Annotated in this window: 12 protein-coding genes and 1 pseudogene; 6 read left to right on the top strand and 7 right to left on the bottom strand. The window is 34.8% G+C overall.

The features are described 5' to 3' along the window. Positions 1-35: 35 nt before the first annotated feature. A complete protein-coding gene (locus tag DKK79_RS00655) occupies positions 36-440 on the bottom strand; it encodes a winged helix-turn-helix transcriptional regulator (protein WP_110422440.1) in 405 nt (134 codons plus the stop codon). Between the two features lie 120 nt (positions 441-560). Between DKK79_RS00655 and DKK79_RS00660 the strand changes: the two genes are divergently transcribed. Further along, complete coding sequence (locus DKK79_RS00660; RefSeq protein WP_110422441.1) at positions 561-2,762, top strand: heavy metal translocating P-type ATPase; 2,202 nt, start codon at positions 561-563, stop codon at positions 2,760-2,762. Positions 2,763-3,083: 321 nt separating this feature from the next. On the opposite strand, the gene DKK79_RS00665 is transcribed toward DKK79_RS00660, so the two are convergent. The 3 genes from DKK79_RS00665 to metC all read right to left on the bottom strand — a co-directional run bounded on the left by DKK79_RS00665 (position 3,084) and on the right by metC (position 7,113). Further along, positions 3,084-4,253 carry a serine hydrolase domain-containing protein gene (locus tag DKK79_RS00665; RefSeq protein WP_110422442.1) on the bottom strand — a complete coding sequence of 390 codons (1,170 nt, stop codon included), beginning with the start codon at positions 4,251-4,253 and terminating at the stop codon, positions 3,084-3,086. 326 nt (positions 4,254-4,579) lie between these two features. Further along, on the bottom strand, positions 4,580-5,884 hold the full coding sequence (gene tilS, locus DKK79_RS00670; RefSeq protein ID WP_110422443.1) for a tRNA lysidine(34) synthetase TilS: 1,305 nt from the start codon (positions 5,882-5,884) through the stop codon (positions 4,580-4,582). 11 nt (positions 5,885-5,895) lie between these two features. Continuing rightward, complete coding sequence (gene metC, locus DKK79_RS00675) at positions 5,896-7,113, bottom strand: cystathionine beta-lyase (protein ID WP_110422444.1); 1,218 nt, start codon at positions 7,111-7,113, stop codon at positions 5,896-5,898. A gap of 97 nt (positions 7,114-7,210) precedes the next feature. Here metC and DKK79_RS00680 point away from each other — a divergent pair, with 97 nt between their 5' ends. After that, positions 7,211-7,828, top strand: coding sequence for a 4'-phosphopantetheinyl transferase family protein (locus tag DKK79_RS00680; RefSeq protein WP_110422445.1), 618 nt, complete (start codon positions 7,211-7,213; stop codon positions 7,826-7,828). 48 nt (positions 7,829-7,876) lie between these two features. Here DKK79_RS00680 and ftnA read toward each other — a convergent pair whose 3' ends face one another. Further along, positions 7,877-8,398: a non-heme ferritin gene (gene ftnA, locus DKK79_RS00685; RefSeq protein ID WP_034884515.1), complete on the bottom strand. Its 522-nt coding sequence runs from the start codon at positions 8,396-8,398 to the stop codon at positions 7,877-7,879. 102 nt (positions 8,399-8,500) lie between these two features. After that, positions 8,501-9,265, bottom strand: a complete 765-nt coding sequence (locus tag DKK79_RS00690) for a tyrosine-protein phosphatase (protein WP_086353756.1) — start codon at positions 9,263-9,265, stop codon at positions 8,501-8,503. Positions 9,266-9,366: 101 nt separating this feature from the next. Here DKK79_RS00690 and pepB point away from each other — a divergent pair, with 101 nt between their 5' ends. After that, positions 9,367-10,647, top strand: a complete 1,281-nt coding sequence (pepB, locus tag DKK79_RS00695) for an aminopeptidase PepB (protein ID WP_110422446.1) — start codon at positions 9,367-9,369, stop codon at positions 10,645-10,647. Positions 10,648-10,713: 66 nt separating this feature from the next. After that, positions 10,714-11,436, top strand: coding sequence for a tetratricopeptide repeat protein (locus DKK79_RS00700; protein WP_110422447.1), 723 nt, complete (start codon positions 10,714-10,716; stop codon positions 11,434-11,436). Positions 11,437-11,495: 59 nt separating this feature from the next. Here the strand turns inward: DKK79_RS00700 and DKK79_RS14805 are convergent. Beyond that, positions 11,496-11,641, bottom strand: a pseudogene (locus DKK79_RS14805) (peptidylprolyl isomerase); the annotation flags it as partial. A 542-nt stretch (positions 11,642-12,183) separates the two neighbouring features. Here DKK79_RS14805 and DKK79_RS00710 point away from each other — a divergent pair. Next, positions 12,184-13,431 (top strand): SEL1-like repeat protein, encoded by a 1,248-nt coding sequence (locus DKK79_RS00710; protein ID WP_110422448.1) that lies wholly within the window; start codon positions 12,184-12,186, stop codon positions 13,429-13,431. A gap of 793 nt (positions 13,432-14,224) precedes the next feature. Continuing rightward, entirely contained in the window at positions 14,225-15,040 is an 816-nt protein-coding gene (locus DKK79_RS00715; RefSeq protein ID WP_220018959.1) for an SEL1-like repeat protein, read from the top strand. Positions 15,041-15,054 lie beyond the last annotated feature (14 nt).

Raw genomic sequence — 15,054 nt, forward strand, 5'->3', positions numbered from 1 at the left:
CTGCATGTTATACTTTTCCTCAGCCATAAAAGTAATTATTTAGCCTCATTTAATGCGGTCATTGAACAATTAACTTGTAAGCCTTGATTGTTTAGATAGTCACTGCCCCATATATACATTGATTCAAGCACTGGCCTGATACTTTTGCCAAAATTGGTTAAAGAATATTCAACCTTAGGTGGCACCACCGGAAAAACTTGTCGATGAATTAAACCATTTGCTTCAAGTTCACGTAGTTGTTGGGTTAACATTTTCGGGGTAGCCGTTGGAATTTCCTTACGTAATTGAGAAAATCTTAAGGTAGTTTCGGTTATGAGCTTCCATAAAATGAGTGATTTGTATTTACCACCAATCATATTAATTGTGGCATCAACTGGACAACGGGTGATTGATTGATGCTCTTTTTCACAGCAATTTTTGTTTATTGAATCATTTTGCATTCGGTTATCTCAATAATATCTTTTTGGGTAGTATATATCAAAAAAGTGCATTCTTGTTAAAAGGATAATTATTATTACAATAGCTATCTAAACCAGACCAAAAATTAAGGGATGTGTTAAATGAAAACTGTCGAATACCATTTTTTTGTTGAAGAGATGAGCTGCGCATCATGCGTTAGTCGTGTAGAAAAAGCATTAAGAAAGATTGATGGCGTGATTGATGTTAGTGTTAACCTAGCAACTGAAAAGGCCACCGTTGAGGCCAATGCCAATGTAAAATTAGACACTTTAATGGCTGCGGTAGATAAAGCTGGTTACCACGCGGTGAAGATAACCGAGCCGGAAATTCATGCCAAAGATATAAATAAGCAAGCGTCACTCTGGCTGATTATTATCTCGGTTATCCTAGCGATTCCTTTTGTGTTGCCGATGTTACTTGAGCCATTTGGCATTCATTGGATGATGCCTGCTTGGTTGCAATTAATTATTGCCTCGGTTGTGCAATTTGGGCTTGGAGCTAAGTTTTATCGTAGTGGTTTTAATGCTGCTAAGGCGTTGTCCGGTAATATGGATCTGTTAGTGGCTATTGGTACCAGTGCTGCTTATGGATTGTCACTTTATCAGCTTATTATCGGTAATAACGATCATCTTTATTTCGAGTCATCGGTTGTTATTATTACGTTAATTTTGATTGGTAAATGGTTAGAGTCAAGAGCCAAACATCAAACGACCCAAGCGATTGAAGCACTTTCCGCGCTGCGCCCGGAAGTTGCATTAGTTCGACAAGGTAATCAAGAGGTAAGTTTGCCGATAAATCAGGTTAAGGTTAATGATGTGATTGTGATTAAACCAGGTGAGCGAGTTCCTGTTGATGGTGTGGTTATTGACGGTGCATCAAGTTGTGATGAATCTATGTTGACGGGAGAAAGTTTTCCGGTTAGTAAAATCCTCAATAGTGTGGTAACCGGTGGCACCATTAATGGTGAAGGATTATTGATAGTAAAAACCACGGCCGTTCAAGCTGATTCGACTTTGTCTAAGATTATCGCTATGGTCGAATCTGCTCAAGCGAAAAAAGCGCCAATTCAACGTATTGTCGATCGAATAAGTGCTATTTTTGTTCCTGTAATTTTAATCATTGCACTGATTACACTGCTTGCTTGGGGCGTTATTTCTCATGATTGGCAGCAAGCTTTACTACATGCGGTCGCCGTGTTAGTGATTGCTTGCCCATGTGCATTAGGATTGGCGACACCAACGGCGATAATGGTTGGTACAGGTGTTGCTGCTCGCCATGGTATTTTGATTAAAGATGCCGAGGCGCTTGAAACCTTACATAACATTAATACGGTAGCATTTGATAAAACTGGCACATTAACCATTGGTAAACCAGAATTAGTTGAACTGGATGTAATGGGCACAGAAACTGCCGATCAAATTCTCGCACTAGCGGTATCAATGCAAGCTGGAAGTGAGCATCCACTCGCTAAAGCAATTTTAGCGAAAGCTAAATCACATAATTATGCGCAGAATATTACCTCAGTTGCTGGTTCAGGGGTAATGGCAACCATTGATAATCATGAATATTATTTAGGTAGTTTACGTTGGATGAAATCGTTAAATGCCTATTTTGTGGATATGCAGGATAAAATTAATGAACTGACGCAAAAAGGTTATACAATCTCATTTTTAGCCAAACAGCAATCGGAAAATGGTGTTGTGATATTAGCCTTATTTGGTTTTGCCGATGTGATTAAATCGGAAGCGAAAAGCGCCATTGATGCATTACATCAACTCAACGTAAATACGGTTATGTTAACCGGTGACAATCAGCAAGCGGCTAATTATGTAGCACAGCAATTACATTTAGATAAAGTTATTGCTGAGGTTTTACCACAAGATAAAGCTAATTATATTTATCAATTACAAAAAGAGAGCCAAAACCTTAACAATAGAAATAGTAATCATAAAGTGGCAATGGTGGGTGACGGTATTAATGATGCTCCAGCTTTAGCTGCGGCTGATATTGGTATTGCTATGGGAACGGGGACCGATGTCGCGATGCATGCAGCAAGTATAACCTTGATGCGCGGCAATCTATTTTTAATTGCTGATGCCATTGATATCTCACGAAGAACCTACAATAAAATTAAACAAAATTTATTTTGGGCTTTTTTCTATAATTTAATTGGCATTCCACTTGCTGCCTTCGGCTTCTTAAATCCAATGATAGCCGGCGCTGCTATGGCACTTAGCAGTGTAAGTGTAGTGACTAATGCTTTATTGTTAAAACGTTGGCAAGCACGTTCTGGGTCAAAATAATTTTATTTTGACCTAATTCTTTATGGTAATAAATTAATTTTAGAACAAGTTATTAATGCAAATATTGTCCCAAATTAGTCGATTTTGGATCCTTTTTATTGCTCAGTTCTAACAAGGAGTAAATTAGTGGCGAATATAATATAAATCAGAATGAAACTAACTGAAAAAACGATTAATTGGATAAGTATAAATATTTCACTATGTGAAGATTCAAATACTTGATTGAAAAAGCACCATCTTATAGGGTGTTTTTTCAATCGATAAATCATTTTCAGATAAATTAAAGCCAAAAACCGGCAAAATTTTCCTATCGGAATAGCATCATGCTAAACAATGATAAATAGCATCTCTAATTTTTACTGGATAGCGTCCCAACATTCCTTCAATTGCGGTATTAGTCAAAATGACTACAGCTAATTCTTGTTGAGGGTCATAAAACCAATTATGACCATACACACCGCCCCATTGAATTGTTCCTTTACTCTGAGGTGTTTGTGCTAAGATCGGGTCATCAAGCACCGCACCACCATAACCGAATCCCCATCCTGGTCCTTTTGTACCATATTCACTACTTATATAACACTTCGCCATTGTATCCATTAGTTTATTGCTACTTAAATCATTATTTATTGAAGTTAGTGATAACAGAAATTGCATAAAATCTGGTGCAGTACCAACCATACCAGCCCCACCTGAATGGTAGGCTTTAGGATTAAATATGCGTTTAGGATCATAAGAAACAATCCCGTTATTCCATGATTCATCTAATTGCATAAAATAAGGGCTTGGCATAGGTAATGGTTCCGGTAAAGCATTATAATAGTGAGTAACTAATTGATTATTATCTGGTATGGTAAAGCCAGTATTTGCCATATTCAAAGGAATTGTTATGGTAGTTTTTATTATTTCTTCTAATGGTTGTTGAGTGACGGCAGTTAATACTCCACCTAGGACATCTAATGCCAATGAATAACACCAATTTGTTCCAGGTGCAAAAAGAAGAGGAGCTTTTGATAACCGATGAAGATTTTCATCTAAATCAGTTGCTATTTGATCAAAGCCGTCTGAAATCTGTAATGTATTATAAATGCCTTCACCATGAGGTTCGCAAAAACGATATTTTAGTCCCGCACTATGGGTTAATAAGTGATGCAAAGTAATAACTGGTTGCTGGCCATTTTCTAGTTTTGGAGTGAAATAAGGTAGATAATTAGTAACAGGCGAATCCAATTTTAGTAGCCCTTTTTCTGCTAAACATAATGCGGCTGCACTAACTATCGGTTTGGTAACGGATGAAAGCAAAAATTGTGAGTCAACTTGCATTGTTGATTTTTGTTCTTTATCAGCATAGCCGGATGCTTGTTGATAGATTATTTGTCCCTCTTTAGCAACCATAACAACAGATCCAACTATATGTTTTTTATCTATCGCATATTGATTCACTTTATTGATTGCTTGTCCAACATTTGCAGAAAAACGACTAACTTTCATTTTTATTTTAACTCTTGATTGATTATTATTTCACCTAATAGTATATGTTTTTTGTAAGGTAGTAAATATGCTAAATGAATTTATTTTGACGGAGTTTAGTTGAGTTGGCTTGCTATTAATGGGTATATTGATGTAATTTAAAATTATTTTTCTATTACCGGTTCGATTTGATTTGTTTGTATAAAGTGTATTCTGTTTAGCCATGAAGAACCACAGCCCTGTTATGTATAAGGTTGCTTAATTATATAATCTAATTCAGGTTAGTATGATTAGATTGAATTTGGTTTAGTGTCAATTAGGCTCAAGCACATTTTTATTCTTATAATTTATTTTAGATTAAAACCAACTTGTGATCCTTTACCTTGTTCAGTAACAAATACCCCGACAGCACTAATCAATTGCTCATTATAGTAAATTAATGGAATACGGTTGCGCATCCAAGGCGGAATATGATGTTCTTGCCACAGTTTTTTTATCGATCGTGATCCTTTGCGCTGCACAATTTGAAACTGACCTTGCGCATGAAAACGTACCGAAACCGTCTCATCTTTATGTGGTAAACGGCAGGTTAGATCAGTTTGATAATTAGGCTGTAAATGGCCTAAATTATCAGGCAAAGTGAGTGACGTAGCTAAATCCCAAGGCAGGATTTGCTGTTCAATATCTTGAAATAGAGGCAATAAATAAAGTTGGTTTTGATAGCGGCGAATCTGTCGATTATGCAAAATAAATTGTGGATTAGCATCATCTTTCGCTTGAATAACGGTTTGCCAAATTAGTGAGAGTTGCTTTCGGCTTGGCATGCCGATATGTTGTTCTTTAAACCACATTCGCAATATTGCATTACGTTTATAATCTGAATAATCACATAGTGGTTGAATATTAAGTTGTTTGGCATTGCCAATAATTTGTTTAAATTCTGCCGATAAAAGCTCATGGATTAATGCTTCTTGCTGTTGACATAACTCGGCACTACGCGCCACCATTTGCGAGAAATGTGGCCAACGCTGATTAAGTGTTGGTAGTACCTTTAAACGTAAAAAATTACGATCGTAATGGTCATCTTGATTACTTTCATCTTCTATCCAAATTAATTGCTGTTGATTGGCATACTGTTCAATCTCTTGACGAGAAATCGTGAGTAGCGGCCGAAGATGTTGGCCATTTTCAAGTGGCATAGCGGATAAGCCAGCAGGACCACTACCACGTTTTAAGGCTAGGAAGAAAGTTTCACATTGATCGTCAAGGTGCTGAGCAGTACATAACAACTCATCACTTTTTAAATGTCGATAAATAGCTTGATAGCGAGCTTCTCTGGCTTGTTCTTCAATATTGCCCGCCGCTCTATCAAGTTTGACTTTTTCAATAATCAAAGGAATTTGCCAAACATGGCATTGTTGCAGGCAATGTTCAGCCCAACTATCAGCGTTTTTGCTTAAACCATGGTGAATATAAATGGCTCTAAGTTGTAAATTTTGTAACTTTTGTCTCAAGTTGACTAATGCTTGCAGTAAAACAGTCGAATCGACACCACCACTAAAAGCAACCAGTAGTGATTGTCGACCGTTTAGATGTTGTAAAATTGTTTGTTCAATAATACTTTTAGTCTTAGCTTGATTTTGATGACTCATCGGTTATCCATCTATACTAAACTTTGTAATGCATTAACTTTGTTTTTATGCAATTTAATTCTATCTAAGCCAGCGGAAAGATCGGCGATTAAATCATCAGGATCTTCAAGACCAATATGTAATCGAATTAATGTACCAGTGAAATCAATACCTGATACCGGTCGTATTTTTGCCAGATCTTCTGGTTGGTTGGCTAAAATTAATGATTCAAATCCACCCCATGAATACGCCATTGAAAAGTGAGTCATATTATCCAAGAAATCAGATAGTTGTACATCACTTAAATGATCTTTAAGTACAAAAGAAAATAGACCACTAGCACCACTAAAATCACGTTTAAAAAACTCATGCCCTTTACAACTTGCTAAAGCCGGATGATTAACAGTTGCCACTTTAGGATGATTAGCTAACCAGTTTGCCACTTTTAAGCTACTTTCGTGATGTTGTTTTAGTCTAACCGCCAACGTTCGTAATCCTCGTGCTGCCATATAAGCGGTATCGGCATCACACATTTGTCCCATTAGATAAGAACGTTCACGTAATTGATCCCAACAACGTTGATTAGCAACAGCAGTACCTAACATGGCATCGGAGTGGCCGATTAAGTACTTAGTACCCGCTTGAATGGAGATATCAACATCGTGCTCTAACGCTTTGAATAAAACGCCAGCACTCCAAGTGTTATCCATCATAATGACAATTTCCGGATTTACCTTGCGAATTGTTTTAACAATTGCTGGTACATCATGCAGCTCCATCGTGATTGAGCTTGGTGATTCAAGAAATACCACTTTGGTATTTGGTTTAATATGATTCGTGATATAACGACCAATTAGCGGAGAAAAATAATCGGTTTCCACACCAAAATCTTTGAGTATATGTTCACAAAATTCTTGCGTTGGTTCGTAACTGGCTTCTGATACCAGAATATGATCACCGGTTTTTACAAAAGCTAAGATAGCATTTGCAATAGCTGCCGCACCACAAGGATAGAGGTAACAACCAGTACCACCTTCAATTTCCACCATGGCATCTTGCAAGGCAAAATGAGTTAATGTACCGCGACGACCGTAAAATAGTGCTCCTTTAGTGCGATTTTCCATCGCTTCTTTTTTTGTCTCAATTGAATCAAAAACCAGCGATGATGCTCGCTGAATAACTGAGTTAACTGCACCTTGGGTATAGCGTTTTTTTCGACCAGCATGAACTAATTTTGTTTGTAATGACATGATGTATCCTTAGTGATCTAATAATTTCGATAACAGTTAGCATAGCATGCTGTTAAAATAGTAAAAAATAATTTTTGTTTAAATTGGCTTACACAACATGTTAATTGCTCAACTTGCTCATTTAGATACGGCGGAAGTGAACTATTCACTATTATCACCACAAATCATTAATGATGCTGAGTCATTAAGTGGTTCACGAAAAAAACAGTTTTTAGTCTGTCGTTCAATTTTAGCTAGTTTACTTAAACAATATTGTCATATTGATAGTTTGCCTCCCATCATTATTGGTGATAATAGCCGTCCTTGCTTTTTACAACATAACCTGCCTGATTTTAATATCAGTCATAGTAAAGATTGGGTGGCAGTTGCCATATCCTTAAATGGTAGGGTTGGGATTGATATTGAAGTTGCTAGGCAGCGTAAAAATTATCTGAATGTCGCCAAAAATTATTTTGCTAATGAAGAATATCAATGGATATTAAAACAATCGGATACTTTAGCGGCGTTTTGGCAACTTTGGACATTAAAAGAGTCAGCCCTTAAATTATATGCGAAAGGTGTTTGGCAAATGAAATCGGTAAAAGTTGATGTCGCAAACCAGTTGATTAGTGCGCCATTTGGACAGGATTTTTATTATCAATATCAGCAAGTGGCATCGGTTCATCTTGCTGTTAATCAGAATAAACCAATCAAAAAATTTATTCTGCAAACTTAATCTATTAATAATCTGCTACTAATGTGGTAGCAGATTAATATCATCAATTTACTCTTCGCTTGAGGTCGTTAGGCCTGATTCACTTAACGTTTTATTGAAGTCTTTATCCATAAAGAATAAATCACGTTTGTTTTCACCAACTAATTCGAGTTTATCAACAATGCTCTTGAACAGTTTTTCTTCCTCATGTTGTTCAGCTACATACCATTGTAAAAAGTTGAAGGTTGAAAAATCTTTTTGGGTTAAAGCATAGTCAACAAGTTCATTAATTTCTTTGGTAATTTTAAGTTCATGTTGATATGCCGCTTTAAACACATCAAGTAGTGATTTATATTCTGATTCTGGCGCTGCAATTTTGCCAATAAGCGCTAACGAACCGCAATCTAACACATAATCAAATAAGCGTTCCATATGTTGCCGCTCTTCTCCGGCATGATCTCTTAAAAATTTTCCGAAAGATGGAAAATTTTGATCATCACACCATGCGCTCATTTGTAGGTAAAGGTTAGAAGAGTAGAATTCTAGATTTAATTGGTCATTAAGTTTTTTGACCATTTGGTTGGTTAACATTTTATTTGCCTCACATTGTTATTTTATTGTTTTCACTTCTCTGTCATTAAAGATAATCTGATTATAATAAGAGCACAGTGATGACCCATCCCCTTAGGTTATTTATATCAGATAAATATCTTGCAGAATTTTCCTGTTTTTATCATCCAATTGATACTCTTTAGTTAACCAATCGTCGATGGTGGTATAGCGTTTTTTGATTTCATCAAGAGCTGCGGTTAAAAACTCTTGTTTAGCCGCAAAAATGATTTTCTGTTTCTCAAACTCTTCAGCCGATAATTTACTTTCATTTTGGCTGAGTATGGCTTGACGATAATCATTTAAATGGCGTTCGGTAAGTAAGTAATCTTGCATAACTACGTCTTCACTTACCCCCAATGCAAATAGGGTTAAAGCTACGCCAACACCAGTTCTATCTTTACCTACTGCACAATGTTGCACTAAGGGTTTTCCATTAGCGCTAAGTAGTAGTGATGTTAACTTTTTATAAGCAAGATTATTAAAAGGTAATAATTGATAAAGTTTAATCATAAAATCAAACGGTGAATATTTTTTCATAACGAAAATATCATCACTGGTTAGGCTTGCTGTAATTTCATCACTTAATGGGTTTGCTGGCACATTAATATATTGACTGTTATTCCAAAGATTATCGGGATGACGATCAATTTCATGTTGATCTCGATAATCTAATACATAATGCAAATTAAGCTCATCAGATAAAAAGTTTTTTTCACTATCATTAAGACGTGAAAATTCACCTGAACGATACAACATTCCTGTTCGAATTTGGCGACCATCACTGGTTTTAATGCCACCTAAGTCACGAAAATTGATGCCATTTTGGATTGGTACAACTGATGTCATTATAGATCCTTATTTGCGCTTAACTTTGCTTGCTATCTTAACATGTTTCTGATTAGAATTGATTTATCGTTTTTGCATTTTTATTGCTTGAGGAATTTATTATGTCGAGTTTATCTATATTACTTTCGGAAAAACCTGCACCATCAAAGTGGGGAAAAGAGGCGTTACTTAGTTTTTCAGATGATGCTGTTACCATTCATTATCAACCCGACCATCGACATGGCGCCATTCAGCGAGCCGCAAGAAAATTAGATAATCAAGGTATTAAGTCGGTTAAACTTAGTGGTGATAATTGGGATCTAGAATCGTGTTGGCATTTTTGGCTCGGTTATCGTAATGCCAAAAATAATAATAAGGTGAGTTGGGCAAAACTTAATAGCCAAGATAAACAAGAACTAAAATATCGCTTAGCGATTATTGATTGGTGTCGAGATATTGTTAATCAACAAGCAGAAACATTAAGTCCTCTAGAATTGGCCACGCAAAGTGCAAACTTAATCAGCAATTATTCCACAGATATTACCTATAACATCATTTCCGGCGAAGCATTAAAAGAACAGGATTTTATGGGAATTTATACGGTTGGCAAAGGATCAGATCGGCCGGCAGCGTTACTTGAGCTTGATTATAATCCGACTAACAACTCCAAAGCGCCAATTGTTGCGTGTTTAGTCGGTAAAGGTATCACTTTTGATTCTGGTGGTTATAGCTTAAAGCCAAGCAGTTTTATGGAATCAATGCGATCGGATATGGGAGGCGCGGCATTGGTGACTGGTGCTTTGGCTCTTGCTATTGCTCGCGGAGTCAATCATCGCATCAAACTTTATTTATGCTGTGCTGATAATTTGGTAAGTGGTAATGCATTCAAACTAGGTGATATTATTCGTTATCGTAATGGTAAAACAGTTGAAGTTGATAATACCGACGCCGAGGGTCGCTTGGTTTTAGCTGATGGATTAATTAGCGCAGATAATGATAAACCTCATTATATCATTGATTGCGCAACGCTTACTGGTGCAGCAAAAATTGCTGTAGGTAACGATTATCAATCATTACTCTCATTTGATGACAAATTTGCTAATCAGTTATTAGCAAGTAGCCAAGCTGAACATGAGGCATTTTGGCGATTACCATTAGCTGATTTTCACCGTTCTCAATTTCCATCATCGTTTGCTGATATGGCCAATTCAGGATTACCCAATACCGCTGGAGCCAGCACTGCTGCGGCATTTTTATCACATTTTATAAAAAATTATAAACAAAATTGGCTACACATTGACTGTTCAGCGACATTCCGTAAAAGCGCCACCGCTTTATGGGCAACTGGTGCAACAGGTATCGGGGTAAGAACGCTAGCTAATTTGTTAACTATATTAAAATGATTAGTAATGATTTCATGATGCATTAAATAGAATTTTAAAAAAGTTTATAACTATATAAGGAATCTCATGAATATAAAAAAGTTACTATTAGTTATGCTCCTCTTATTTTCTTTTGCTACTTATGCGAGGGATTGTGCAACAGAATTTGAAAATAAAAATTATGAAAAGGCACTTGTTGAATGTACACAAGAAGCAGAAGAAAATGACAAAGTGGCACAATATAATCTAGCTCGTATGTATGATGATGGTGAAGGAATAGAACAAGATAAACAAAAGGCGTTATATTGGTATACAAAAGCAGCGGAAAACAGTGAATCTAACGCACAAAATAATTTAGCGGTTATGTATGATAAAGGTGATGGTGTAGAACAAGATAAACAGAAGGCAGCATATTGGTATACAAAAGCAGCGGAAAACAGTGAATCTAACGCACAAAATAATTTAGCGGCTATGTATGATAAAGGTGATGGTATAGAGCAAGATAAACAAAAAGCGTTATATTGGTATACAAAAGCAGCGGAGCAAGGAGACTCAAGCGCTCAATATAATTTAGCAGTGATGTATGATGACGGTGAAGGTATAAAGCAAGATAAAATTAACGCTGAATATTGGTATATTAAAGCAGCGGAGCAAGGTCACCCCGGAGCACACTATAATTTAGCGTTTATGTATGATAAAGGAGATGGAGTTAAGCAGAATAAATCTTTAGCTAACAATTATTTGAAACAGTCTTGTGAGTTGGGTTTTGAAAAGGCCTGTAATAAATTAAAAAATAATCCTATGATTTAATCAAAAACCACCTTAAATCACTAAGGTGGTTTACTTGAAGTATTGATTAACTTTAAGGTCTATTGTTTATCTTCAATAACTGTTGCTTTTTTAATATAGATTGGTTCAACAGGGACATTTTGATGTGGTCCCATTCGTTTAGTGGCTCGTTAACAATTTTATCAACGACATCCATTCCATTAATGACTTTACCAAAAACAGCATAACTATATTAGTCTGGTGATTGGTAATTAATGAAATCAATAATAACGGTTATTTTAGAAATATACTTTATCTATATTGGCAAATAAAAAATAGTAGTGTCTACTTTAATATATATAGGAAATACTATGAAAAAACTGGTTTCTTTTGGGGTATTAATTCTGTGTTTTTTTCAAGTTATGCTTGTCCATATAAAACAGATTCCCAATAAAAATTATAAAAAGCCTTTGTCGGATGTGCACAAGAAACAAAACAAAGAAATGTTAATATGCAAAATTAAATTATTTTGGAAAACACTCTAAATCCTCGTTTTTTATTTGCCAATATCAAGAGTAAGTTGATGTATTTATAATCTTAATTAAAATATCCATTCAATTAATGATTTTTTTCAAAAAAACATAGCTATATTTTTCTATTGATTTATTATGAAAATATTATTAATAATTTTGTATCAATTTTCTAAATACATTAATAGTTAATATCACTAAAATAATATCATTAAAATATATAAGTATTAATGTCTGCTGCAATAGGTATAGGAAAACCATGAAAAAATATTTAACTTCTGGATTATTAGTTCTATTTTCTTTTTCAATTTATGCAAGCCAGTGCACTACATATATTGAACAAAAAAATTATGATAAAGCATTTGCAAAATGTACAAGAGAGGCGGCGAAAGGTAATAATAAAGCTCAATACTACCTTGGGGTTATGTATGATATTGGTAAAGGTGTCGTTCAAGATGAACAAAAGGCCTTATTTTGGTATACAAAAGCAGCAGAGCAAGGTAATTCTAGCGCACAATATAATTTAGCACTTAGATATTATGAAGGTGATGGCATAGAGCAAGATAAACAAAAGGCTGCATATTGGTTTACAAAAGCTGCAGCCCAAGGGGATGCTAAAAGTCAATACAATTTAGCGTTTATGTATTATAACGGAAATGGCATAGAGCAAGATAAACAAAAAGCTTTTGTGTTTAATACCAAAAGTGCCGAACAAGGTATCCTCAAAGCACAATATAATTTAGCGGTTATGTATGACGAAGGTGATGGCACTGAGCAAGATAAACAAAAGGCGGTATATTGGTATACAAAAGCTGCCGAGCAAGATCATCCTGGTGCTCAATATAATTTGGCTCTTAAATATTATAATGGTGAAGGTGTCGAGCCAGATAAACAAATAGCGGTATATTGGTATACAAAAGCAGCTGAACAAGGTGAATCTAACGCCCAAAATAATTTAGCCTTTATGTATTATAAAGGTGATGGCATAGAGCAAGATAAACAAATGGCGGTATATTGGTATACAGAAGCCGCAGAACAAGGTTATTCTAACGCCCAAAATAATTTAGCTTTTATGTATTATAATGGAGATGAAGTTGAACAAGATAAACAAAATGCCGTATATTGGTATACAAAAGCTGCAGAGCAAGGTCATTCTAGCGCACAATATAATTTAGCACTTATGTATAATAACGGTGATGGCATTGAACGAGATAAACAAAAGGCGGTATATTGGTATACAAAAGCCGCAGAAGAAGGTCATTCTAAAGCACAATATAACTTAGCGTATATGTATTATAACGGTGATGGTATCGAGCAAGATAAACAAAAGGCGGTATATTGGTATACAAAAGCCGCGGAACAAGGAAACTTAAGCGCACAATACAATTTGGCGACTATGTATGAGAATGGTGATGGTGTTAAGCTAAACAAAACAATTGCTAATAAGTATTTTAAACAGTCTTGTGAGCTAGGTTTTGAAATAGCTTGTGATAAATTAAAACAATAATCCTATTTTTAAATGAAAAAACACCTTGAATCATTAAGGTGTTTTTTTTGAAATGTTTATTAATGTTAAAAAAGTTTATTGTTATCTTCAATCACCGCTGTCTTTTTAATTTCGATTGGTAAAACAAGTATATTTTAATGTGTACCACCCATGTGTTTGGTTGCTAGATTTGTAATTTTATCAATGATGTTCTTTCCTTTTATTACTTTTCCAAAACTGCATAACCATTATTTCTGATAATAAAAAAATCAATAATAATAGTTATTTACGATACATGTATTTATATATAATGAGTAACATAAAAAAATTGATGTCTATTTTAATCTGTATAGGAATTACAATGAAGATGGAATTATTTTTTGATTACTAACTATTTTTTATTTATAAATTTATTTGGGTAATGAGAAAGCAAAAGCTGAACAAAAAATTATATAAAAACTTATGATAAATTAAAGCAATTAAACGAATAATTAAATTATTCTGCAAAATTACTTTAAATCACAGTTTTATCAAAATAGTACTCAATGAGTGATTTTTCTGTTTTTACCAAGATCAAAAATGAATTGATACATTTTTAATCTCAATCAAAATATCAATTCTATTAATGAATTTTTCTGAGAAAAAAAGTTATAGTTTTCTTTGATTTTTTTATACAAAATTCTATTAATAATTTTGTATAAATGATTTTAAATATATTGATAGTTAATATCTCAAAAATAACATTCAAATAATATAAATAAGTTTTCATATTGAATATAAGGAAAATTATGAGAAAGCCTTAACTTTATGTAAAGTGGAAGCAGAGCAAGGTAATACTGAATCTCAATATTTTTTAGCGTATATGTATGATGTAGGTAATGGTACAGAGCCAGATAAACAAAAGGCGTTTTATTGGTATAAAAAAGCCGCGGAACAAGGTAACGTAGATGCACAAAACAATTTAGCGGTTATGTACAATGAAGGTGATGTCACCGAGATAAATATACAAAAGGCGTTTTATTGGTACACAAAAGCAGCGGAGCAAGGTAATTCCATTGCACAAAAAAATTTAGCGCTTATGTATGATAAAGGTGATGGTATAGGGCCTGATAAGCAAAAGGCGTTATATTGGTATACAAAAGCAGCAAAACAAGATAATGCTGATGCCCAATATAATTTAGCGCTTATGTATGATGAAGGTGATGGCATAGTGCCTGATAAACAAAAGGCGTTATATTGGTATACAAAAGCGGCAGAACAAGGTGAGTCTTACGCACAAAACAATTTAGCGATTATGTATGATGAAGGAAATGGCGTAAAGCCTGATAAGCAAAAGGCGTTATATTGGTATACAAAAGCGGCAGAACAAGGTAATGTTGACGCTCAATGTAATTTAGCGGCTATGTATGATGAGGGAGACGGCATAAAGCCAGATAAACAAAAAACGGTATATTGGTATACAAAAGCCGCGGAGCGTGGTGATGCTCAAGCCCAATATCTTTTAGCGTATATGTATGATAAAGGTAATGGTATTGAGCAAAATAAATCTTTAGCTAAAAAGTATTACCAACTAGCTTGCGAGCAACATTATGAAAAGTCTTGTGATAAATTAAATCAATTAACAGAATAATTAAATTATTTCAG

The organism is Gilliamella apicola (assembly GCF_003202915.1).
Classification (GTDB): Bacteria; Pseudomonadota; Gammaproteobacteria; order Enterobacterales; family Orbaceae; genus Gilliamella; species Gilliamella apicola_Q.

Excerpts from the sequence above, each read along its gene's own strand:
- DKK79_RS00700 (WP_110422447.1), top strand. The coding sequence starts at position 10,714 with ATGAATATAAAAAAGTTACTATTAGTTATGCTCCTCTTATTTTCTTTT.
- DKK79_RS00655 (WP_110422440.1), bottom strand. The coding sequence starts at position 440 with ATGCAAAATGATTCAATAAACAAAAATTGCTGTGAAAAAGAGCATCAA.
- ftnA (WP_034884515.1), bottom strand. The coding sequence starts at position 8,398 with ATGTTAACCAACCAAATGGTCAAAAAACTTAATGACCAATTAAATCTA.
- DKK79_RS00680 (WP_110422445.1), top strand. The coding sequence starts at position 7,211 with ATGTTAATTGCTCAACTTGCTCATTTAGATACGGCGGAAGTGAACTAT.
- DKK79_RS00710 (WP_110422448.1), top strand. The coding sequence starts at position 12,184 with ATGAAAAAATATTTAACTTCTGGATTATTAGTTCTATTTTCTTTTTCA.
- tilS (WP_110422443.1), bottom strand. The coding sequence starts at position 5,884 with ATGAGTCATCAAAATCAAGCTAAGACTAAAAGTATTATTGAACAAACA.
- DKK79_RS00665 (WP_110422442.1), bottom strand. The coding sequence starts at position 4,253 with ATGAAAGTTAGTCGTTTTTCTGCAAATGTTGGACAAGCAATCAATAAA.
- DKK79_RS00690 (WP_086353756.1), bottom strand. The coding sequence starts at position 9,265 with ATGACATCAGTTGTACCAATCCAAAATGGCATCAATTTTCGTGACTTA.
- pepB (WP_110422446.1), top strand. The coding sequence starts at position 9,367 with ATGTCGAGTTTATCTATATTACTTTCGGAAAAACCTGCACCATCAAAG.
- metC (WP_110422444.1), bottom strand. The coding sequence starts at position 7,113 with ATGTCATTACAAACAAAATTAGTTCATGCTGGTCGAAAAAAACGCTAT.
- DKK79_RS00660 (WP_110422441.1), top strand. The coding sequence starts at position 561 with ATGAAAACTGTCGAATACCATTTTTTTGTTGAAGAGATGAGCTGCGCA.